This window comes from Chryseobacterium sp. KCF3-3 (assembly GCF_045865955.1).
GTDB lineage: Bacteria > Bacteroidota > Bacteroidia > Flavobacteriales > Weeksellaceae > Chryseobacterium.
This window is the reverse complement of record NZ_AP035792.1, coordinates 4890657-4911591: the sequence shown is the minus strand read 5'-3', so window position 1 is coordinate 4911591 and position 20935 is coordinate 4890657. Positions and strand designations below refer to the sequence as shown.

General features: G+C 37.1%; 18 protein-coding genes. 8 read left to right on the top strand and 10 right to left on the bottom strand.

The features are described 5' to 3' along the window. Nucleotides 1-221: 221 nt before the first annotated feature. Both ACKTTZ_RS21905 and ACKTTZ_RS21900 read left to right on the top strand, forming a co-directional pair. Entirely contained in the window at nucleotides 222-371 is a 150-nt protein-coding gene (locus ACKTTZ_RS21905; protein WP_156106441.1) for a bacteriocin-like protein, read from the top strand. A 243-nt stretch (nucleotides 372-614) separates the two neighbouring features. Further along, entirely contained in the window at nucleotides 615-1028 is a 414-nt protein-coding gene (locus ACKTTZ_RS21900; RefSeq protein WP_407846608.1) for an N-acetylmuramoyl-L-alanine amidase, read from the top strand. Nucleotides 1029-1150: 122 nt separating this feature from the next. Here the strand turns inward: ACKTTZ_RS21900 and ACKTTZ_RS21895 are convergent, their stop codons facing one another. From ACKTTZ_RS21895 to ACKTTZ_RS21850, 10 genes are all read right to left on the bottom strand, one after another. Then, nucleotides 1151-1402 (bottom strand): hypothetical protein, encoded by a 252-nt coding sequence (locus tag ACKTTZ_RS21895; RefSeq protein WP_407846607.1) that lies wholly within the window; start codon nucleotides 1400-1402, stop codon nucleotides 1151-1153. A 218-nt stretch (nucleotides 1403-1620) separates the two neighbouring features. After that, on the bottom strand, nucleotides 1621-2079 hold the full coding sequence (locus tag ACKTTZ_RS21890; protein ID WP_407846606.1) for a hypothetical protein: 459 nt from the start codon (nucleotides 2077-2079) through the stop codon (nucleotides 1621-1623). A 23-nt stretch (nucleotides 2080-2102) separates the two neighbouring features. Further along, entirely contained in the window at nucleotides 2103-3281 is a 1179-nt protein-coding gene (locus ACKTTZ_RS21885; protein WP_407846605.1) for a hypothetical protein, read from the bottom strand. 180 nt (nucleotides 3282-3461) lie between these two features. Next, nucleotides 3462-4295 carry a type 1 glutamine amidotransferase gene (locus ACKTTZ_RS21880; protein WP_034695494.1) on the bottom strand — a complete coding sequence of 278 codons (834 nt, stop codon included), beginning with the start codon at nucleotides 4293-4295 and terminating at the stop codon, nucleotides 3462-3464. A gap of 33 nt (nucleotides 4296-4328) precedes the next feature. Further along, nucleotides 4329-5450 carry a carboxylate-amine ligase gene (locus ACKTTZ_RS21875; protein WP_114821309.1) on the bottom strand — a complete coding sequence of 374 codons (1122 nt, stop codon included), beginning with the start codon at nucleotides 5448-5450 and terminating at the stop codon, nucleotides 4329-4331. Between the two features lie 32 nt (nucleotides 5451-5482). Beyond that, nucleotides 5483-6436, bottom strand: coding sequence for a RimK family alpha-L-glutamate ligase (locus tag ACKTTZ_RS21870; RefSeq protein WP_034695492.1), 954 nt, complete (start codon nucleotides 6434-6436; stop codon nucleotides 5483-5485). Between the two features lie 52 nt (nucleotides 6437-6488). Then, nucleotides 6489-7202 carry an alpha/beta hydrolase-fold protein gene (locus tag ACKTTZ_RS21865; protein ID WP_407846604.1) on the bottom strand — a complete coding sequence of 238 codons (714 nt, stop codon included), beginning with the start codon at nucleotides 7200-7202 and terminating at the stop codon, nucleotides 6489-6491. Between the two features lie 112 nt (nucleotides 7203-7314). After that, nucleotides 7315-8529, bottom strand: coding sequence for an acetyl-CoA carboxylase biotin carboxylase subunit family protein (locus ACKTTZ_RS21860; protein ID WP_407846603.1), 1215 nt, complete (start codon nucleotides 8527-8529; stop codon nucleotides 7315-7317). 141 nt (nucleotides 8530-8670) lie between these two features. Further along, nucleotides 8671-10086, bottom strand: coding sequence for a leucyl aminopeptidase family protein (locus ACKTTZ_RS21855; protein ID WP_253317415.1), 1416 nt, complete (start codon nucleotides 10084-10086; stop codon nucleotides 8671-8673). An 87-nt stretch (nucleotides 10087-10173) separates the two neighbouring features. Continuing rightward, complete coding sequence (locus tag ACKTTZ_RS21850) at nucleotides 10174-11295, bottom strand: alpha/beta hydrolase (protein ID WP_253317414.1); 1122 nt, start codon at nucleotides 11293-11295, stop codon at nucleotides 10174-10176. A 199-nt stretch (nucleotides 11296-11494) separates the two neighbouring features. Between ACKTTZ_RS21850 and glgB the strand changes: the two genes are divergently transcribed. The 6 genes from glgB (at nucleotide 11495) to ACKTTZ_RS21820 (ending at nucleotide 20912) form a co-directional block, all read left to right on the top strand. Further along, nucleotides 11495-13441 (top strand): 1,4-alpha-glucan branching protein GlgB, encoded by a 1947-nt coding sequence (glgB, locus tag ACKTTZ_RS21845; RefSeq protein ID WP_034695484.1) that lies wholly within the window; start codon nucleotides 11495-11497, stop codon nucleotides 13439-13441. A 3-nt stretch (nucleotides 13442-13444) separates the two neighbouring features. Next, nucleotides 13445-14851 carry a glycogen synthase gene (locus tag ACKTTZ_RS21840; RefSeq protein WP_407846602.1) on the top strand — a complete coding sequence of 469 codons (1407 nt, stop codon included), beginning with the start codon at nucleotides 13445-13447 and terminating at the stop codon, nucleotides 14849-14851. Between the two features lie 34 nt (nucleotides 14852-14885). Beyond that, complete coding sequence (locus ACKTTZ_RS21835) at nucleotides 14886-15389, top strand: hypothetical protein (protein ID WP_156106439.1); 504 nt, start codon at nucleotides 14886-14888, stop codon at nucleotides 15387-15389. Nucleotides 15390-15405: 16 nt separating this feature from the next. Continuing rightward, nucleotides 15406-16674, top strand: coding sequence for a glucose-1-phosphate adenylyltransferase (locus ACKTTZ_RS21830; protein ID WP_034695476.1), 1269 nt, complete (start codon nucleotides 15406-15408; stop codon nucleotides 16672-16674). 255 nt (nucleotides 16675-16929) lie between these two features. Further along, entirely contained in the window at nucleotides 16930-17970 is a 1041-nt protein-coding gene (locus tag ACKTTZ_RS21825) for an SRPBCC domain-containing protein (RefSeq protein WP_079241885.1), read from the top strand. A gap of 125 nt (nucleotides 17971-18095) precedes the next feature. Then, a complete protein-coding gene (locus ACKTTZ_RS21820) occupies nucleotides 18096-20912 on the top strand; it encodes a 2-oxoglutarate dehydrogenase E1 component (RefSeq protein WP_034695471.1) in 2817 nt (938 codons plus the stop codon). Nucleotides 20913-20935 lie beyond the last annotated feature (23 nt).

Genomic DNA, 20935 nt, shown 5'->3' with positions numbered 1-20935 from the left:
CCAACAACCTCTCCGTATATTTACAATGTTTGTATAAACTAAAAGTACAAGTCAAGTTTTTTTAATGTCCTTCTTTTTTGGGAGGATTTTTTATTGGGTGTATTCAATCATTATTTTTAAACCTTCTTTGTTTACGGAAACCCGTAACAATTAATTTTTTATGTTAAATCTCTAATTGGAGAATAATATTTATATTTGACTTCTAAACTAAAATCAAAACCATGAAAAATTTAAAGAAAATCTCTAAGGAGAAATTAAGAAGTATCAACGGAAAAGGAGGATGTCCTCCGGGCTGGCATGATTGCCCGGTGCCATGGAATGATAAGGTATGCATTCCGCATGATAATGAAATGGCATGTCCTGATTTATAAAAAACGATCCCTCGCTAAGAGGGATTTTTTGTTCTTATATTTCAAAGTTTAAACATTTCTGTCCAGAGTTTATAAACTTCTTCCGGAGATATACTCTTTTCTAAATAGTTTTTATCAGGTTTTCCAGGTTTTCAGGCAGGAATATATATAGTTCTGCCTGTCAATTTAAAATAGGGTGTTTTTCCTTCACTATTTTGGGAGTTACAGGTTTAATTTTGCTCAACAATAAATAAAATTAAATCCATGAGAACAATCAATTACATCGTTATACATTGTACAGCAACACAGCCGGATGTTAAGATAGAGAGCATTAAAAGGTATTGGAAGGAAAACCTGAAATGGAAAAATCCAGGATACCACTATATGATAAAATCTGATGGAAAAATAGTAAACACTTTACCCATCGATCAGATATCCAATGGAGTTGCCGGGTGGAATTCTCAAATTATCAATATATCATACATTGGCGGTATTGATAAAAGTGGTAATCCAAAAGATACAAGAACGGAAGAGCAAAAAAAATCTATTGTAAAGCTGTTAAGAGAATTAAAATCAAAATTTCCTAAAACTAAAATTCAAGGCCATAGAGATTTTCCCAATGTCCATAAAGCTTGCCCTAGTTTTGATGCTAAGAAAGAATATGCTGGGTTATCATAAGGTGAAGTACTAGAAGACAGTTTTTAAATAATCCAGAGTTATTTGTATTCGATAGATAAGAAGAAACCTATAAGACTGAGAATCAATAAATAAAAATCCCCCACTTTAGGTGGGGATTATCGTTATAATTTATTCATCATATAATCTCTATGTAGATCAGTAGCTAATCCATATACTACAAAATCATCTTCACCTGTAAATGGTGTACATGCATCTTCCGCAATATCATATCTATTATCTTCATAGTAAGCTAAAAATTTAACTCTATCATTAAAATTTTTTGGGACAATTACAAAATTAAAATGAGATTTTGTGTACTCGCTAGCTTCGCGTACCAAATTATTTTTGTGTTCTAATGCTTCTTGATAATTCATTGTGTATTAATTTTAGATTACCAATATACAAACAATTCAAAATCAATCCTTACGGTTTCCCGTAGTGTATGCCTACACCATATCCGTATATTTACAATGTTTGTGAAAACACAGCATACATGTCAATTTTTTATCCTCCTTTGTTGGGGGATTTTTTTATGATTGGAGAGGCCTTCAGGAATAAAAAATAAAACCTCCAAAATATCGGAGGTTTGTTTCTATAAGTTTTCCCAGGTTGTCTTTATACTCTGCATTTTTTTAAGATAAAAATACAAAGGAATAAGTTCTAATCGGAGTGTAAAGCTAATTGTTGGGTACACAAACGGGATAATGGCCATCATCACAAGACAAATAGCAATGCCTATGATCGCATCTATTATTGCTGCCTGTGGAGCCCAATCTTGTTCAAACCAAAGTCCGTAGGCCACAATCCCTTTAAATAAAAACAAGACACAGATTAAAAGTCCGGTCATTGAATAAGGATGGTTGGCATCCATCCCATATAAAGATAAAGAGACATGAGTCATCAGTGAGCCTGCCATCAAAAAAATAGCAGCCAGTGCGCCTCCGATTAAAAAGATCCACAAGAAAACTTTAATCCAGGTGGGTAATAAGTTTCTTCTTCGTGTTAAAGTGTTGTTTTCAAATTCTGCAAAAGCGGTTGGCTTTTCTTCCATGGAGTATTAGTTTTATCAGTTTTTTATCCGAAAAAAGCATTCGAACTACCGATCCAGATGGCATCTTTTTTATTGAAATCTACATTTACCATGGCGGCTTTTGTCATTCTTCCAAGATTTTCCAGTAGGATAGGACGTTCGTCATTTTCCCGCCAAATATACAACAAACGGATCTCTGCTTTTGAAAAATCTCCGTTGATATCTTCAAAAATAGGTTCATAGTACACTTTTCTCTGCAAAATATAGTTTTCTTTATCCTGAATAGCCTCTGTGATTTCCTTTGTAGGATTTAAATTAACGCCACTTCCCGCAAATGAAAATAAAGGTTTCAATACAAAGTCATCCAGATTTTCAGTTTCCGGAAATTCATGCAGGAAATAACTCTTTGGAACAAACTCATGCTTCAGTAAAGGCAAAAGGAATTTTGAGATTTTAAAGAACCAGTTCGGGTGAGTGATCCATTTGACATCCACTTCTTCACGGAAATCGAACTCAGTAGTAAGATCCGGGATATTGTCCAGCTCATCAAATATGACACGGTTGTAAATTCTCCTGATTTCTACCAGATTTCCATTGTTTTCATAATACAGTTTTTTGCCTTCTTTCTTTACTTTGGTCAGACAAACTGTTTTTATTCCTAATAACTTCTCTGTTAAAGCAAAATCAATGGCTGTTTTTTGTTTTTCAGGAAAGATTTCAAGCAGAATTACATGTTCAGGATTTTCATCACCTACAATCAGTTCCTTCAAATAATTTTTAAAGGTTTCATGAGGCATAGGATTTCTGATTTCCGAAAGAAAAGGATACACTTCGCAGTAGGTTTCTTCATACACTCTTTGAAAAGCATACAAAGAGGGAAATGCCTGAAGTTCTATCAGCTGAGGTTCTATTGCTCCGTTTTCACTTTTGCAGACTCCAAAATCTATCGTGAAAAAATGAGGCTGATCTGTGTCATTGGGAACTCTGCAGTTATCAGGAACGGCTTTCTGAAGGAGTTCTGCAGGCATTGCCTTAATCTGGCTGATAATACTTTCGCTGGCATCTATAAGCTTATTCTCAAATTCTTTGGTCAAAAAAATAGGACTTTCCGAAACTCTGAAAGTGGGTGCTGTACCTCCTTTTTCTGCCAGTATATTTTTTAATTGATTGTATTTTTCATCCGAAAACTCCTGATTATACTGTTTTCTGTATTTTGGAATCATATTTTTTTCTTTTGTGATGGTAAAAAAATCGGACGTTTCTGCCCGATTGTTATAGGTAGCTGGAAGAGGGAAGTTCTTATAAACATGAAAATATTTACAAGATCAGTTCATGAATAAAAGAATATCTAGTAGTCCCAACTCATAATAACTTCCGGCATCCTTCTTCCAGCCTCCAACCTTCTAAACCAAAGTCTCTGCCTCTTTCAAAATGTTTTTTTTTGCAAACTGAAGGAACCTCGGAAGAATCTGATGTCTGGTCAGAATGATTTTATCTTCATCGTCTATTCTATCGATCGTTTCAAGATATTTTTCCATTCCGAAGCTTTCAATCATGGCTTCTTTGTTCTTTTCATCCTTCAGGTTTTCGATCAGAGATTCAGGGTTAGCTTCCGGATGAAACTGTGTTCCGAATATTTCCTCCGAAAAACGAACGGCCATTACCGCTCTTTCAAGATTGATATGAGGACGGAATTTTTCAATCGCCATAACAGTCATTCCCAGTTCTTCGAAACGAGCATGATCCGGTTCAATAAACTGGTAGGCTCTCGAATCTACCGCATAAAAAGGATCCTGAAGATTTTTGAACAAGAATTCTTCTTTACCTTCCTCTGTTTTATGAACAGGCATTACTCCGAAAGAGTAAGACTTTCTTTTGCAGATATTTCCCAGATTCCAGTGAATACTTGCCAGCTGGAATGAATGACAGATCAGGAAAAGGTATTTTTTTTCTTCATGGTGTTGATTATGTTCAAAAACAGAGTCTAAAAAATTTGCAAATCGGTCTTCCCATGCAAAACCTTCACGATGTGGGTTTCCCGGACCACCGGAAGAGATGAAGATATCAAAATCTCCGATCTCCGGCATTTCATCTTTAAATCTCACATCAAATGTCTTGATCACCACATTTTCTTCAGAGTTCTGCTGAAATGTTTCAGAAATTTCTTTAATGTTTCTAAAACCCTGGTTCACATGATTGTTGTTCATATCCAGCAGAGCAATTCGAATATCTTTCATTACATCATATTTTTTGTAAAGTTACCAAAAAAATTATGAAGCAGGTTCACCATGGGTGATGCCATATTCGGTTTCAGAGATCATATAATCAACTACTTTCGTCAGATCGCCTGTTTCCTTAAAGATCTGAAGCTGTCGGTCTGCACCCGTTCCGTTTTCAAGAATTTTCCATGCGTATTCCACTTCATGACGGCACCCCAAATCATCTACCACATCATCAATAAACTCTAGAAGTTCTTTCAACAAATGAGGATAAGGAACAGATTCTTCTTTTCCAAAATCGATGAGATGGGCTTCGATACCGCTTTTGGAGGCACGCCATTTATTTTCGTTCAATAATAATCTTCTGTAGCTTCTGAAACTCAGATTTTGCTGATGAAGTTTATAAATTTTAGCCACTAAACTCTGCATAATCGCTGCAAGACATACCGTTTCATCAATTCTCAACGGCATATCACAGATTCTGAATTCAATTGTAGGGTAGAACGGATGTACCCGCAGATCCCACCAGATTTTCTTGGCATTGTCGATAGTTCCTGTTTTTACCAGAAGATCTACATAGCTGTCGAACTCTGCCAGAGAGTTGAAATAACTCGGAATACCGGTTCTTGGGAATTTTACGAAGATTTCCTGTCTGTAGGATTTAAAACCTGTATACCTTCCAATCCAGAAAGGTGAATTGGTAGAAAGGGCATACACGTGAGGAAGGAAATACCTCATCACATTCTGAATTCTTACACCTTCTTCACGATTGGGAATTCCAATATGAACATGCAGTCCGAAAATAAGATTTTCACGGGCCACATCTCCCATATCATCTACGATTTTAATGTATCTTTCTCCCTGAGTGATATTGTTGTCAGACCAATGCGAAAAAGGGTGAGTACCACCTCCGGAAACACGAAGTCCCTGCTCATGGGCGATATTGATAAGGTGACGCCTTAAATTCGTTAATTCTGTTCTGGCTTCCTGGATATTCTGGCAGATTCCCGTTTCCATTTCAATCATGGATTCGTGCATTTCGTGCTTTAAATTTTCACTTAAAACTGCTTTGCCGCCTTCAATGATTTTTGAAACGTGAGAAACCAGATCTCTGCTTTCAACATCGATGATCTGATATTCTTCTTCAATTCCAATAGTAAACTGATGATGCATGTATTTTTGTGTTTTTTAATTCTTTTTCAATGTTATTTAATGGAATCCTTCACGAATGTTCCCCAGGCAATATTCGGTTTCCCCGGAACATATTCTTTAGCTTTTTCAATAGCCAGTTTGGCAGCGTGTTCTATAATCCAAGCAAAGTTTTCTTCTCCTACAGAATTGCGATCTGCATCAGGAGCGGGATTACAGAAGTCGATAGCATAAGGAATACCATCTCTTACCGCAAATTCTACCGTATTGAAATCATATCCTAACGCTTTATTCATTTTAATGGTATAATCATGAATGGTTTTCAATAATTTTTCAAGCTCTGCACCTTGTGTCTGATGGGTGGTGGCATATCTTAAATGAGGTGCATTTCTTGGCTCATAAGGCATAATGTGGACATATTTTTGGCCCAGACAGTACACTCTGTAATAATCATCAAAGATAATTTCCTCCTGTACCATCATCACCAGCTGTTCCGTCTCTCCCAATTTGTTCCAGAGATCATCCGGATTTTCTACTCTGTATACGTTTTTCCAGCCGCCACCGTCGTGAGGCTTCATGTATGCCGGAAATCCTACATAATTGAAGATATATTCCCAGTCATGAGGGAATTTCAGGTTTCTGAATGAAGTTTCTGAAGTATTGTCCGGTCTTTCGTGCGATGGAAGCAGAACTGTTTTAGGAAGTGGAATTCCCAGTTTTGACATCAGTGCATTGTTGAAAAATTTCTCATCAGCACTCCACCAGAATGGATTGTTGATAACATAAGTGCCGTTAAGTGCGGCATTTTTTAAATAAGCTCTGTAAAAGGGAACGTCCTGTGAAATTCTGTCGATAATCACTGCATAACCATAATCTGCTCCCTGTTCTAATTTATCAATAGTAACGGGTTCAGCAATGATATCTCCACCTCCCAGTTCATTTACTTTTTCTATAAATGCCCAGGGAAAAGTGTCTTCCATACCGAAAAGAATTCCTACTTTTTTTGTCATAATTTTTGTTTTTAAGGTGGTGTATATTTTTTCTATTTGTCTTTTTATTATTTTAAGAGAAAAAAGCTCCTACGAAGGTTGGGAAGACCATTCTCCACAAAGGCCAGTCGTGGCCAATCCATTTTCTTTCATCATACCAGAAGTCAATGCCTTTTATCCTGAGGATTTCAGCCATTTCAATATTTTTATCCTTGCAGATATCCTGATCAGAAGTGCTCAATACAATATGCATATGTTTGTATTTCCAGGCTTCATCATTTCTTACAAATTCCCTCGGGCAGTTGAAGTATACCAGCTCATCAGAATAACCATCCATAAAATTCCTTATGCTGAATGCTCCTGAAAGACAGAACAGGTGAGAAACCACATCCGGAAATCTGAAAGCAAAATTAGCAGCATGATATCCTCCGAAACTAGCGCCTGCTACAGCCACACGATGGGTCTTGTGAAGCTTTTGAATATAAGGAACAAATTCTTTGATCAGAAACTGTACATATCTTTCGTAGTTTCTTATTCTTTGCTGAGGAGATATGTTGTCATCATAAAAACTCCAGCTGTCGATGGTCTGTACATTGTAAAGCTTTACTTTTCCCTGTTCTATAAACCAGTTGATACTTCCGTTGAGATGAAAATCATGATTCTGGGTATACTGTCCCTGGGAAGTTGGAAACATGATGACAGGATGGCCGTAATGTCCGGTCACTTCTACTTTGAGGCTTGTTCCCAATATATTTGAATAATACTCTGTATGTTCTATGTGAGGCATTTTTCCTTATTTGGTTTTATCTTTTCTAAATTACATTTTAGTAGGGAATCTTGGAGCAGATTGTATATTATGAATTCAATAACATTTTGAATATCAATGTCAAGCTTCATTATTAAGAACTCAATTTATTGCTTTTCGGAGGCAGGATGTTCAGCATATCTGCATGAATCATTTCAGCAGCAGAATCCAGTCTGTCCTGTACAACGGAGGCGTTTCCGGATTTATACACAATTCCGACATGATAATCTATGGGAAGAAATTTGACAACTTCTTCGCATTCAAAACTGCTGTAATTCGGTTCTTTATCTTTAATGAGTGCCACAATTAAGCCTGAATAATAGCCTGTAGGAGGAGAAACGCTGTAATCATGTCCTCTCAGAAGAGCATCCTCAATTTTCGCCCATTCTCTCCAGATATTGATACCGCTTGACGCTTCAACCAGGTCCGGAATATGAGCACCGCCAACTCTTGATGACGTTTCAAGGAAATACCATTTTCCGTCTTCTTTTCCACGGATAAATTCTGTATGGGTTGCTCCGTTGATCAATCCGAAATTGGACAGTACTTTAGCATTTATTTCTTCAAGTGCTTTAAAATCTTCAGAATATCTTCCTAAAGTTTTGGAACGGAACACTCCACCTTCATGGGAAACCTGCATAGGAGGAGCAAGATATTTGGAGGCAGAAGTGAAAACAATTTTTTTATTAAAAGTAAGACTGTCTACATGGTAAACATCTCCAGGTTTAAAACTTTCCAGCAAAAAAAGATGACGTTCCTCTCCCAGAGTTTCCAGTGCTTCAAGAAGCTGTTCTTTGGATGTAATTTTCTTGATTCCGGATGCGGATGCTTCGGATCGAGGTTTCAGTACCCATGGCGCAGGAATACGGTCTGTAAATTCATCCACTTCATGATCATTGAATACAGCGGTAAATTCAGGAACACTGATCCCGGAATCTTTTGCTTTTTGGCGCATCGCCAGTTTATCTCTGAAATAGCGGTGGGTAGTCTGTCCCATCCCTGGAATACGGAATGTTTCTCTGATTAATGCAGCTTTTTCTACGTCATAATCATCCAAAGCTACTACAGCATCTACTTTTCTGGTTTTCATCAGGTGGGAAAATCCCTGAATTAAATGTTCCAGATTCCATACAGACGGCTTTAGTTCCGGCATGTAAAATGCCTCATCAATAGCATGCCAGGGCCAGTTTTTTTCTTTGAGGTTTTCGGAGGTTACCAGGATGATTTTATTGCCGAGCTTCTTCATTTCGTCCATAAAATCGTAGCCTTTGTAATAGCACGAAATACACACAATGGTTTTCTTCTCCATATAATGTTTTTTAAGATTTAGTGGATTTTCAAAAATAAAAGCATTTATTTATTATTTTATTAATAGTAAAAAATGCAATATCGTGAGTTTTTGAAAATCCACTAATCAATTATACAGAGTTTTTTTGTAAAAAACTAATTTTTAGTGATAATTTTCAATTAAATTCACGAGGAGCTGAACACCAAAACCTGTGGCTGCTTTTTCTTTAGCATATCCTACACTTCCAAAGGCTACTCCGGCAATGTCCAGATGAGCCCATTTAGGGTGATTTTCAATGAATTGCTCCAGGAATTTAGCAGCAATAATACAGTCTCCTACAGGTTTGAGAGAGATGTTTTTCATATCGGCTACATCAGACTGAATATCGTCTTTCCAGACATCCCATAAAGGAAGATTCCATACTCTCTGATTGGTCTGATCTCCTGTCTTAATCAAATTGTTTTTCAGTTCCTCATTATTGGAGAACATGGCAGCGCAAGTGTCACCGAACATTCTTACCGAGCTTCCCGTTAACGTCGCCAGGTCAATCAGGAAATCTGTTTTATAGTTCTTGGAAAGATAGGATAAACCATCTGCAAGAATCAGTCTGCCTTCCGCATCAGTATCAAGAACTTCAATAGTTTTTCCGTTGTAGGCAGTGATGACATCACTTGGAAGGAGAGCCTTTTCTGAAACGGCATTATCTGTGATGGGTAGCACAGCAACAATATTTACCGGAAGCTGCATTTCAGCGGCATAGATTAACGTTCCCAAAACCGCAGTAGCACCTCCCATATCAGATTTCATATAATGCAGATTGGCAGAGCTTTTTATTGATATTCCTCCTGTGTCAAATAATATACATTTTCCTACCAGTCCGAAAGTTTTGGCGTTTTTTGCTGTCGTTTTATATTCTAAAATAGTGAAAGCAGCATCGTAAGCACTTCCTTGGTTCACAGAGAGATAAGCGCCTAATCCAAGTTCTTCACATTTCTTTCTGTTGAAAGCAGTGTATTTTAAATCATATTTTTTAGCCAGATTTTTAAGATATGCACTTAAGATATCCGGTTTTTTCAGATTGGCTGGTTTGTTAAGCCAGTCCTGGCAGGCGGTTTGTCCATTAACCAGTGCTTCAGCTTTCTGGCTGATATGGTCTAGTTTTTTCTGGCTTAAATTTTCAAAATGCAACTCAAATTTTGTATTCCAGAACGCATGTTTTTTATCAAAAGGATAGTTGTAAGTTCCAATCAAAAGTCCTTTTACAAATTCTTCGAACTGTTTTTCGTTCATGAAATCGGCAAGGGCCAACGTAGGAACTGCCTGCAGTTTTTCTTTCTGTGTCTGTGAAAACTTGGCTGCTACCTGCTGAATTTCGAAATTTTGTAAAGTAGATTTCCCTAATCCAATGAAATAAGTAATTCCTTCTTCATGAGCATTGACAAAAACTTCATGTTTCTTTCCTGTAAAAAAAGTGGAAATATTTTTATTGAAATTTTTACTGGTTTTTGTCCATTCTTCCTCGGTAAACAGGTGAAAAACCTGAGTGTAATTTTTGTTTTTTTTATTGATTAGTTTCATAAATAGATGTTATATTTTCTAAATTCATAAAGATTGCTGTCTTCATTGGGTTCTGTCTGACTGAAATTTTTTACAGCAATTTTATATTTAGTTCTTTATGCTTTGTTGTTGTGGTTTTACTTCTACAGGATTTTCCGTATTATCATAGAAGAGCCATTCAATAGCCCTTGGAAACTCCTGAGACCAGTAAAACTCATTGTGAGTGCCTTCAGGATTGATATTGGTTTTAAATTCAAAATCAAAAAGTTTTTTCTCTTCCCATCGTTTCAGATATTCTTCAAAAATATGAATTCTTTTGACCATTTTTGATCCTTCCTGACCTCCGCCATAAAGATAAATTTTGGTTTTAAAAGGAACTCTGAAATTCATCATCGGGAAATTGTTATTCGGTTCTACCCAAAGAGAAGGAGAGAAGATCAATAACTTGGAATATACTTCAGGATAAAGAAATCCACTGTATATACTGATGAGCGCTCCCAGTGAACTGCCCCCGATTCCTGTATTGTCGCGGTCCTTTTTCGTTCTGTAATTTTCGTCCACAAAAGGTTTTAAAGTATCTGCAATAAAGCGGATGTATTTTTTTCCTTCAGAACCGTTGGCTACATGGTCATTATCAAAAATATATTCTTTGATTCTTTCCTCACTGCCATGTTCTATTGCTATGATGATAAGATCACCACGTCCGTACTCTGCAAGAATAGACAGCTTTTTGTCAATCTCCCAGTTCCCGAAACCACTTCCTTCATTGAATAAATTCTGTGCATCCTGAAGGTATAAAACCGGATATCGTTTATCGGTTGTGTGATAATCGTAGGGAAGAAGAGCCCAGACTTTGCGGTAACGATCCAGCTGTGGAATGTAAAAATTTTCGGAAATAACTTCTGCTATAGGATAATATTCTTCTTTGAACGGTCCCCAGTTCAGTCTCCATTTTTCTACAGAATCTGAAATTTTACCAGCAGATTTTTTCACTTTCCGGTTGGGCGTTATGTTTCCATACTGATCCAGTTCCACATTCTCCCAGCCGCCTTTTGTGAATTTATATTCAATTTCATCAGGAAGTACCTGATCTTCGATTTCTATGAAATAATTGGATGTATCAGTCTGTTTAAGCTGGAAATTATAATCTTTAGGATTCCATGTATTGAAATTTCCGGTAATAAATACCGGTCTGTCGTCTTTTTCTGCTGTATAAAGTTCAAACCTCATCGTTGTGTTTAATAAAATGTTGATGTTAAATTTATAAAAAAAGATTGTTTTGAAATCATAAAAATGTGAGGTAAAAAATGATATATTTGATAGATAGACAAAACACGGAGTGATGTTGACAATTATTTGATGAATAATTCATCGCTGTTGTCAGTATTTTTCGTAGTTTCAGCGAAAATATAAATACAAACTGATCTTGATGAATTCTGTTAAGACCTACACACTTTTCACCGATCATGATGTGTATCTTTTCAAAGAAGGTAGGCATTATAAGCTGTATGGCAAATTTGGAGCGCATTCTGCGGAAAAAGATGGTGTAAAAGGTGTCTATTTTTCAGTTTGGGCGCCCAATGCAAAGAAGGTTTCCGTGATTGGAAATTTTAATAACTGGAATCACAAAGATCATATTTTGTTTCCAAGATGGGACGAATCCGGAATTTGGGAAGGATTTATTGAAGGATTAACCTGGGGAACATTGTATAAATATGCTGTTGAAACGCAAGGAGGTGAAATTCTGGAAAAAAGTGATCCTTATGCGGTAAGCTGGGAACAGAATATTCAGGCAGCTTCTCTGGTTTCTACCACATGGTATGAATGGAATGATCAGAAGTGGATGGATAACCGCTGGGAAAAAAACAGGCTGGAAGCTCCGATCTCTGTCTATGAACTGCATTTGGGTTCATGGGTAAGAGAAGAAGATCAGCCCCAACGTTTTTTAAACTACAGAGATATTGCCAAAAAACTGGTTCCTTATATCAAAGAAATGGGGTTTACCCATGTAGAATTGATGCCCGTGATGGAATATCCTTACGAACCCAGCTGGGGATATCAGATTACCGGTTTTTATGCCGCAACTTCACGCTTTGGCTCGCCACAGGATCTGATGTTTCTTATTGATGAACTTCACAACAATGAAATAGGCGTTATTCTGGACTGGGTTCCGTCCCATTTTCCGGGAGATGCTAATGGTCTTCACCGTTTTGACGGTTCGTATCTGTATGAACATGAAGATCCGAGAAAAGGTTTTCATCCCGATTGGAAATCACATATTTTCAATTATGGAAGAAATGAAGTTAAATCTTTTCTGATCTCAAATGCCATGTTCTGGCTGGATCGTTATCATGCGGATGGTTTGCGTGTGGATGCCGTAACCTCAATGCTTCATCTTGATTATTCAAGAAATGAAGGCGAATGGGAACCGAATATCTATGGTGATAATGTCAATCTGGAAGCTAAAGCTTTTCTTCAGGAGTTCAATACGGCTGTTTATAAAGAATTTGGGAATAATATCATGACCATAGCGGAAGAAAGTTCAGATTTTCCTATGCTTACAAAACCTGTTCATGACGGAGGTGTAGGATTTGGAATGAAATGGATGATGGGCTGGATGCATGATACACTGGATTACTTCAAAGAAGATTTTGTTAACCGTAAATTTCATCATCATAAACTGACCTTTGCTTCTATGTATATGTATAATGAAAATTATATGATGCCTTTGTCGCACGATGAAGTGGTACACGGAAAAGCAAGCCTTATTTATAAAATGAAAGGCGATGAATGGCAGAAATTTGCCAATCTTCGTACCTTATATGTATATATGTATACCCATCCCGGAGCGAAACTGCTTTTTATGGGCGATGAATTCGGGCAGACCAGTGAATGGAATTTTACCCGAAGTCTCGACTGGCATTTGCTGAAATATCCTGTTCACAAAGGAATGCAGGATATAGTGAAGGAACTGAACCATCTGTACAGGTCAGAAACTGCCTTTTATGAAAATCAATTTGATAAACACGGCTTTGAATGGGTAGAAGCGGATGATCTGGAAAACTCGGTGTATGTATACCTCCGAAAAGGAAAAAGAAATGATGATGTCCTGATGGTGGCTTTAAATCTGGCACCAAAAGTATTGGATTATAAAATCGGGATTCCTGCAGGAACACACTGGGAAGTTGTTTTAAACTCTGATGATGAAAAATACAGCGGAAGCGGAGTAGAACCCGAAATCCTGGAAGAGAAGTATGAAGAATGGAGAGGATATCCGAAAACAATGACAATTAAGTTGCCTCCATTGGCTGGAATTATTTTACGACAGAAGAAAGATAAAAAGTATAAATTACATAGAATTAAACACAAGAGATAAAGAATGGTTGTTTATCATTTAAGTACAGAATGTTATCCTGTAGCAAAAGTAGGAGGTCTTGCAGATGTGGTGGGGGCGTTACCAAAGTATCAGAATAAAATAAAAGGAATAGAGGCTAAGGTAGTAATGCCATGGTACAATAAATCCTTTATCCATGATCACGAATTTGAAATTGTTTTTGATGGTTTTATTCATCAGGGAACGAATATGCTGCAGGTTCAGGTATTGAAGGAAAAGAGCAATGTGTTGGGATTTGAACTGTATATGGTAAGAATTCCCGGGTTGCTAGACAGGGACAATCCTTACGGGTATCAGGACGAAAGCTTCCAGTTTCTGGCTTTTCAGCATGGAGTGCTGCATTGGCTATGCGCTATGGAAATTCGTCCGGATGTACTGCATTGCCATGATTACCATACCGGATTGGTTCCTTTTATGGTACAAAACTGTCCGGAATTCGGATTCCTAAAAGGAGTAAAGACAATAGGAACTATTCATAACGGAGAATATCAGGGAATGATGAGCTGGGGCATGGCTAATTATATGCCTGCTTTTGATAATTACAAATGGGGACTGATGGATTGGAACGGATTCATGAATCCTCTGGCAAGTATGATTAAATGTGCCGATGCTTTTACCACTGTTTCCGAAGGTTATCTTGAAGAACTTTTTATCAGCTTTCGTGGGCTGGAAAGTCTCGTTCGTCAGGAATTCGGAAAAGCTTACGGAATCATCAACGGAATTGATACGGAAGTCTGGAATCCTGAAACTGATCCGATGCTGGATTTTAATTTTAACAGCAAAAATGCAATAGCTCAGAAAAAGAAAAACAAAGAAAAGCTTTGCAAAGAATATGGATTGAAACCTGAACTTCCTTTGTTTGCCTTTATCGGAAGATTTGCCACGGAAAAAGGTGCAGATCTGCTGCCCGATGTTGTGTGGCGAAGTATTAAACAGAGCTATGGTGCTTTAAATATTATGATTCTCGGGTCAGGAAATACCTATATTGAAAATAAACTGAAAGAATACGATTATACCTACACCAATTTTGCTCTCGATCTTGGATATAAAGAACATCTTTCCCATAAGATCTATGCTTCAGCAGATTTCCTTCTGATGCCTTCAAGAGTAGAGCCTTGCGGACTGAATCAGATGTATTCCATGAGATACGGAACCGTTCCTGTGGTAAGATATACTGGAGGACTCAGAGATACGGTGGAAGATATTTCAACAGGTGGAGCAGGACTTAATTTTACTTATCCCGGGGTAGATGATGTTGTACATGCGATGAACAGGGCAATGGCGATTTATAATCAAAAAGGAGTCATGGATGATCTTATTCATGCCAACATGAATTTTGACTTTGCATGGGAGAAATCTGCAGAAAAATACATAGCTTTATATAATAGCTGATACAATGAAAATTTTCGGATTTCTTTCTTTAATAATGATACTGTTTTCTTGTAAAGAAGACAGGGGAAGTTATCACGGAGGTTATTATTGGATCTATGTATATGGCCTTCCTGCTATAGAAAGATATGAAGCAATGGATGGGATTTCTGAAAAGTGGAAAATCAAACATTCCTCTGTTGGCGGCTGTCTGATAGAACCCAATGAGATGAAGAAAGTAGATGCTATTAATAAAAGAACATATGCCGCAATAGAAAGACAATATGGAAAAGGATGGAGAGAAGCGTATCGTAAGGATGTTGAAAGTTTTGTAATGAAGAGAGCAGATGTGATGGACGTTCTTATTACCAATCAGTTTTTCAGAAATGAGCTTAAAAAATATAATATTGAAATCTATAATCTGGATAAAGAGGTTTTAGAATTAAATGATAAAGAAGATTTTCAGGTGGTTGTTTTTAATAATGAACTACAATATGAAAATAAAGAATGCTTTAAAGTAGCAGTAAACACTAAGAACCGAACAGTAAACTTAATACAATAAAAAACGCAAGATATTTATGAATCGAAATGTAATCTCCATTGTTTTAGGAGGAGGCAGAGGAACAAGATTATTCCCGTTAACGTATACCAGATCAAAACCGGCTGTTCCTATTGCAGGAAAATACAGACTGGTGGATATTCCTATTTCAAACTGTTTGAATTCAGGACTGAATAAAATTCTGGTGTTAACGCAGTTTAATTCTGCTTCCCTCAATTCACATATTAAAAACTCTTATCACTTCGATATCTTCAGCAAAGGCTTTGTTGATATTCTGGCAGCTGAGCAGAATGTAGAAAATGAAAGCTGGTATCAGGGAACTGCAGATGCCGTACGCCAGTCTATGAAACATCTTGAAAAATATGACTATGATTATATCCTGATTCTTTCAGGAGATCAGTTGTATCAGATGGATTTCAGGGAAATGCTCGACTTTCATATTGAAAACGGAGGTGATCTTACCATTGCTACCATTCCGGTGAATGCAAAAGATGCTACAGGGTTTGGAATTTTAAAATCCGATGATGAAGGAAATATCACTTCATTTTATGAAAAGCCTGATTATGATATGCTGTCCGGACTGAAATCTGAAGTTTCAGAAGAAAATAAACACTCCGGAAAAGAGTTTCTGGCTTCCATGGGAATCTATATTTTCACCAAGAATATCCTTAAAAAGATGTTTGAGGAAGGTGCTGGCGATGATTTCGGAAAAGATATCATTCCAAGCTCTATCGGAAAATATAAGACATTAAGCTATCAGTATGAAGGCTATTGGACGGATATCGGAACCATAGAGTCTTTCTACGAAGCCAATCTGGACCTTTGTCTGGATCTGCCACAGTTTAACCTTTTCTCTTCTTCTCCTATCTATACCAGAGCAAGAATGCTTCCGCCATCAAAAATCAACGGTTCATATGTAAGTAAGGCTGTTTTTGGAGATGGATGTATCATCATGGCAGATAAAATTGAAAATTCCGTGATCGGAAACAGAACAAGAATTGATAAAGGAAGTACCATTGTAAATTCCTACGTCATGGGAGCTGATTTCTATCAAAACACAACGGAAATTGTTTTGAACGACAGAGGTGGCCGTCCTAATATGGGAATCGGAAAATACTGCTATATAGAAAAAGCAATCCTTGATAAAAACTGTTACATTGGTGATAATGTAAAAATCATCGGTGGAAAACATATTCCCGATGGTGATTATGGGACTTATTCCGTACAGGATGGGATTGTCGTAGTGAAGAAAGGAGCTGTGATTGCTCCGGGAACACATATCGGGTAAGAGAAAGGAAGATGGATGCTGGAAGATTGAAGTTATGAAAGCCGGAGTAGAGACAAAAATTTTTATATAAAATTCCGGTTTATACAATTATTTCAATAATTTTCAATCAGAAGTTCACAAGTGATTTCTGGCTAACAGTATCCTCCAGCTTCCCTCACCCCGCTTCCTGCCTTTCACCAGGTTAATTATTGTTAAACATACAACTAGAGTGATCAGCATATTGTTCACTCTTTTTATTTGTATTATTTTTGTGCGATGCGTATTTTTAAAATCTTAGCGGTAATCATTATTCTTTTGGGAGGAGCTTATGCTGCTTCCATGTATTATTTTGTAGATGAAAGTAAAAACTTTACGATTGAAAAAGAGATCGATTATCCCGTGGATAAGGTTTTTTCCCAGTTTAACAACCTTCAGAATTTTACAAGATGGAACAACTTTTTTACCAGCTCACCATCTATAGACATTGATTATTATACGCCTTATGAAGGACAGGGAAGTGCCATCAGCTATGTAGATCCTAAAAATGATACTGATGGAGAAATGTTCATCAGGTATGAGAATCTTAATAAAACGTTGAAATATCAGCTTTTTGAGGATGAAAACGAAAATCCTACATTGGTTGATGTTAAATTTAAGCCCGTTTCAGCTGAAAAAACAAAGATTATCTGGTATGTTCATACCCCAAAATTAGCGGTCTGGAGAAGAGTAGAGAACTTCTGGACTGAAGATCGTTTTGCAGAAAATATCAACAAAAGTATGGTGAATCTTAAAAACTCTTTAGGAAATAAAGTAGAAAAAGATAACCAGATGGCAGCCATCAAATATGACAGTCTGATGGTAGAAAATGAAGAAGACAAACTGTTGTTGGGAATCAATGTAAGTACTTCGAATAAGAAAGACGCTCTTTACAAAAATATCGTGATGAATTATAACAAAGTGTATAATTTTGTGACGATGGATCTTGGAAAAAGAGATGATGAATTCGGATATCCGGTCTTGATTACTGATGCAGATAATTACAAAGACAAGGAGGTTTCTTATTTCCTCGGAATTCCGCTTTCTAAGAAAATCGGAGTATCTGATAATAATTTCAATTTTAGGTCCGTAAATCCGTCTCAAAATTACGTAATGTACTACAAAGGGAACTATGAGGGACGAATTCGGGCAATCCAGCAGCTCATTCAGAAAGCCAAAAAAGACGAGATGCGCTTCGGAGATATCCGTCAGACCTTTATTGAACGTCCGATGGAAGGTCAGGAGGTAAACGTTAAGCTCTCATTATCAGTGTATAAGTAATTTTTTTTTATTTTATTTTTTCTTAAGTTTTTTTAACGGTTTCAGACTGTTCTAACTCGGTTTTTTTTATTAAATTTGAAGATTAATTCTACAAATAAATTTTAATAAATAGATAAACTGTAATAATGGACAGATTTTCATTCCTAAACGCAGCTCATTCTCAGTTAATTGAGGATTTATACCAACAGTACTTAAAATTCCCGGACTCTCTAGAACCATCATGGAAAGCTTTCTTTCAAGGCTTCGATTTTGCTTTGGAGAACTACGGAGATGACGATAACATCCAGTTTATTCAGGCTTCGGCCAGCGCTGCCCCGGCAGTTCAACAACAGATTTCTCAGGCAGTATCAAACGGAGAAGTTCCTGAGCATATCAAGAAAGAATTTAAAGTAGTAAACCTTATCGAGGCTTACAGAACAAGAGGACACCTTTTTACAAAGACTAACCCTGTTAGAGAAAGAAGACACTATACACCTACTTTAGACATCGAAAATTTCGGCCTTTCTAAAGAAGATTTAAATACAAAATTCAACTGTGCTGTTGAAACAGGAATGAAAGAGCCTGCTACTTTAGCAGACCTTATCAAGCACCTTGAAAGCATTTACTGTGATTCTATCGGAGTAGAATACATGCACATCAACAATGTTGAAGAAAAAGATTTCATCAAAAGATGGCTTCAGGTAAACGAAAACCATCCAAGTCTTTCTGCAAATGAAAAAACAGAAATCTTATTAAAATTAAACCAGGCGGTTGCTTTTGAAAACTACCTTCACACAAAATTTGTAGGACAAAAAAGATTCTCATTAGAAGGAGGGGAAACATTAATCCCTGCTTTAGACCAGCTGATCTCAAGATCTTCTCAACTAGGAGTAGATGAAGTAGTATTAGGGATGGCTCACAGAGGTAGACTGAATGTTCTTACGAATATTTTCGGAAAATCTTACAAGCAGATCTTCTCAGAATTTGAAGGAAAAGAATTTGAAGAAGATGTATTCTCTGGTGACGTTAAATATCACTTAGGTTCTTCTAAAAAGATCAAAACTGCTTCAGGAGAAGAAGTTTGTATCAACCTTACGCCAAACCCGTCTCACCTTGAAACAGTAGCTGCTTTGGTAGAAGGTATCTGCCGTGCGAAAGTAGACGACAAATACAAAGATTATTCTAAAGTATTGCCAATTATCATCCACGGTGACGGAGCTATTGCCGGACAAGGTATCGCTTATGAAGTGGCTCAGATGATGACTTTGGAAGGATACAGAACAGGAGGTACAGTTCATATCGTTGTTAATAACCAGGTTTCGTTTACAACGAACTATATGGATGCAAGATCTTCAACATACTGTACAGACATTGCAAAAGTTACAGAATCTCCTGTAATGCACGTAAATGCTGACGATGCAGAAGCGGTTGTTCATGCTATCCACTTTGCGGCTGACTTCAGAGCAAAATTCGGAAAAGATGTTTATATCGACCTTTTAGGATACAGAAAATATGGTCACAACGAAGGTGATGAGCCAAGATTCACTCAGCCTAACTTGTATAAATCTATTTCAAAACACCCGAATCCAAGAGAAATTTATAAAGATAAATTGCTTAAAGACAGCATTACTTCAAACGACGTAATTGCTAAAATGGAAACGGAATTCAAAGCCCTTTTAGATAAAGATTTCGACGCTTCTAAAGAGATTGAGAAAAACGTAATGGATGTGTTCATGGCTGAAGATTGGGTAAACTATCCAATTGGTAAGAGAGGAGCAGTTCAGTTGCCGGTAGATACAAAATATGACTTAGCGAAGCTGAAAGAATTGGCGCTTAAAATGTCAACACTTCCTGCAGACAAAAAGTTCATCAATAAAATTACAAGACTTTTCGATAACCGTATCAAAGCGATTGAAGGAAACTCATTAGACTGGGCACTAGGAGAGTGGTTAGCATATGCAACCCTACTTGTAGAAGGGCACAATGTAAGAATTTCCGGAGAAGATGTGGAAAGAGGAACATTCTCTCACAGACATGCTGTGGTAAAAACTGAAGATACAGAAGAAGAATATATCCCATTAAGACATGTTTCTGAAAACAGATTTGATGTATTCAACTCTCACCTTTCAGAATATGGTGTTCTAGGTTTCGACTATGGATACGCAATGGCTTCTCCAAATACATTAACAATCTGGGAAGCTCAGTTCGGAGATTTCGTGAACGGTGCTCAGATTATTGTTGACCAGTATTTAGCTGCTGCAGAAGAAAAATGGAAAATTCAGGACGGATTGGTAATGTTATTGCCTCACGGTTCAGAAGGTCAGGGAGCAGAGCACTCTTCAGCAAGATTGGAGAGATTCCTTACTCTTTGTGCTAACGAAAATATGGTAGTAGCCAATATTACTTCACCTGCCAACTACTTCCACTTATTGAGAAGACAGTTGAAATGGGCGTTCAGAAAACCATTAATTGTAATGAGCCCTAAATCTTTATTGAGACACCCTAAAGTAGTTTCTCCACTTGAAGATTTTGCAACAGGTTCATTCCAGCCAATCTTAGACGATCCTACAGCAGATCCTAAAAAAGTAGAAAAAGTAGTTCTTTGTTCAGGTAAACTGTACTTCGAATTATTAGCGAAGAAAGAAGAACTGAACTGTGAAAACATTGCTTTAGTAAGATTCGAGCAGTTATATCCGCTTCAGGCAGATGCTATCGAAGCGATCTTCAATAAGTATGAAAATAGAAAACAACTAGTGTGGGCTCAGGAAGAACCTGAAAACATGGGAGCTTGGTCTTATATCCTGAGAAACTTCAGAGATACAGGAATCCAGGTAGTTGCTCCGGTACCAAGCGGTGCTCCGGCTCCAGGTAGCCACAAGATGTTTGAGAAAAACCAAAATGCAGTGATCAACAGAGTTTTCGACAGAGATGATGCTCCTGCAAAAAGACCAGTTACAGCTTAATTTAAATAATAATCAATTAAAAA

Bases quoted from the DNA above. Each gene is read 5' to 3' on its own strand.
- ACKTTZ_RS21865 (WP_407846604.1), bottom strand. From the start codon at position 7,202: ATGCCTCACATAGAACATACAGAGTATTATTCAAATATATTGGGAACA.
- ACKTTZ_RS21855 (WP_253317415.1), bottom strand. From the start codon at position 10,086: ATGAAACTAATCAATAAAAAAAACAAAAATTACACTCAGGTTTTTCAC.
- ACKTTZ_RS21830 (WP_034695476.1), top strand. From the start codon at position 15,406: ATGAATCGAAATGTAATCTCCATTGTTTTAGGAGGAGGCAGAGGAACA.
- ACKTTZ_RS21835 (WP_156106439.1), top strand. From the start codon at position 14,886: ATGATACTGTTTTCTTGTAAAGAAGACAGGGGAAGTTATCACGGAGGT.
- ACKTTZ_RS21860 (WP_407846603.1), bottom strand. From the start codon at position 8,529: ATGGAGAAGAAAACCATTGTGTGTATTTCGTGCTATTACAAAGGCTAC.
- ACKTTZ_RS21885 (WP_407846605.1), bottom strand. From the start codon at position 3,281: ATGATTCCAAAATACAGAAAACAGTATAATCAGGAGTTTTCGGATGAA.
- ACKTTZ_RS21870 (WP_034695492.1), bottom strand. From the start codon at position 6,436: ATGACAAAAAAAGTAGGAATTCTTTTCGGTATGGAAGACACTTTTCCC.
- ACKTTZ_RS21905 (WP_156106441.1), top strand. From the start codon at position 222: ATGAAAAATTTAAAGAAAATCTCTAAGGAGAAATTAAGAAGTATCAAC.
- glgB (WP_034695484.1), top strand. From the start codon at position 11,495: ATGAATTCTGTTAAGACCTACACACTTTTCACCGATCATGATGTGTAT.
- ACKTTZ_RS21880 (WP_034695494.1), bottom strand. From the start codon at position 4,295: ATGAAAGATATTCGAATTGCTCTGCTGGATATGAACAACAATCATGTG.
- ACKTTZ_RS21840 (WP_407846602.1), top strand. From the start codon at position 13,445: ATGGTTGTTTATCATTTAAGTACAGAATGTTATCCTGTAGCAAAAGTA.
- ACKTTZ_RS21895 (WP_407846607.1), bottom strand. From the start codon at position 1,402: ATGAATTATCAAGAAGCATTAGAACACAAAAATAATTTGGTACGCGAA.
- ACKTTZ_RS21900 (WP_407846608.1), top strand. From the start codon at position 615: ATGAGAACAATCAATTACATCGTTATACATTGTACAGCAACACAGCCG.
- ACKTTZ_RS21820 (WP_034695471.1), top strand. From the start codon at position 18,096: ATGGACAGATTTTCATTCCTAAACGCAGCTCATTCTCAGTTAATTGAG.
- ACKTTZ_RS21850 (WP_253317414.1), bottom strand. From the start codon at position 11,295: ATGAGGTTTGAACTTTATACAGCAGAAAAAGACGACAGACCGGTATTT.
- ACKTTZ_RS21825 (WP_079241885.1), top strand. From the start codon at position 16,930: ATGCGTATTTTTAAAATCTTAGCGGTAATCATTATTCTTTTGGGAGGA.
- ACKTTZ_RS21875 (WP_114821309.1), bottom strand. From the start codon at position 5,450: ATGCATCATCAGTTTACTATTGGAATTGAAGAAGAATATCAGATCATC.
- ACKTTZ_RS21890 (WP_407846606.1), bottom strand. From the start codon at position 2,079: ATGGAAGAAAAGCCAACCGCTTTTGCAGAATTTGAAAACAACACTTTA.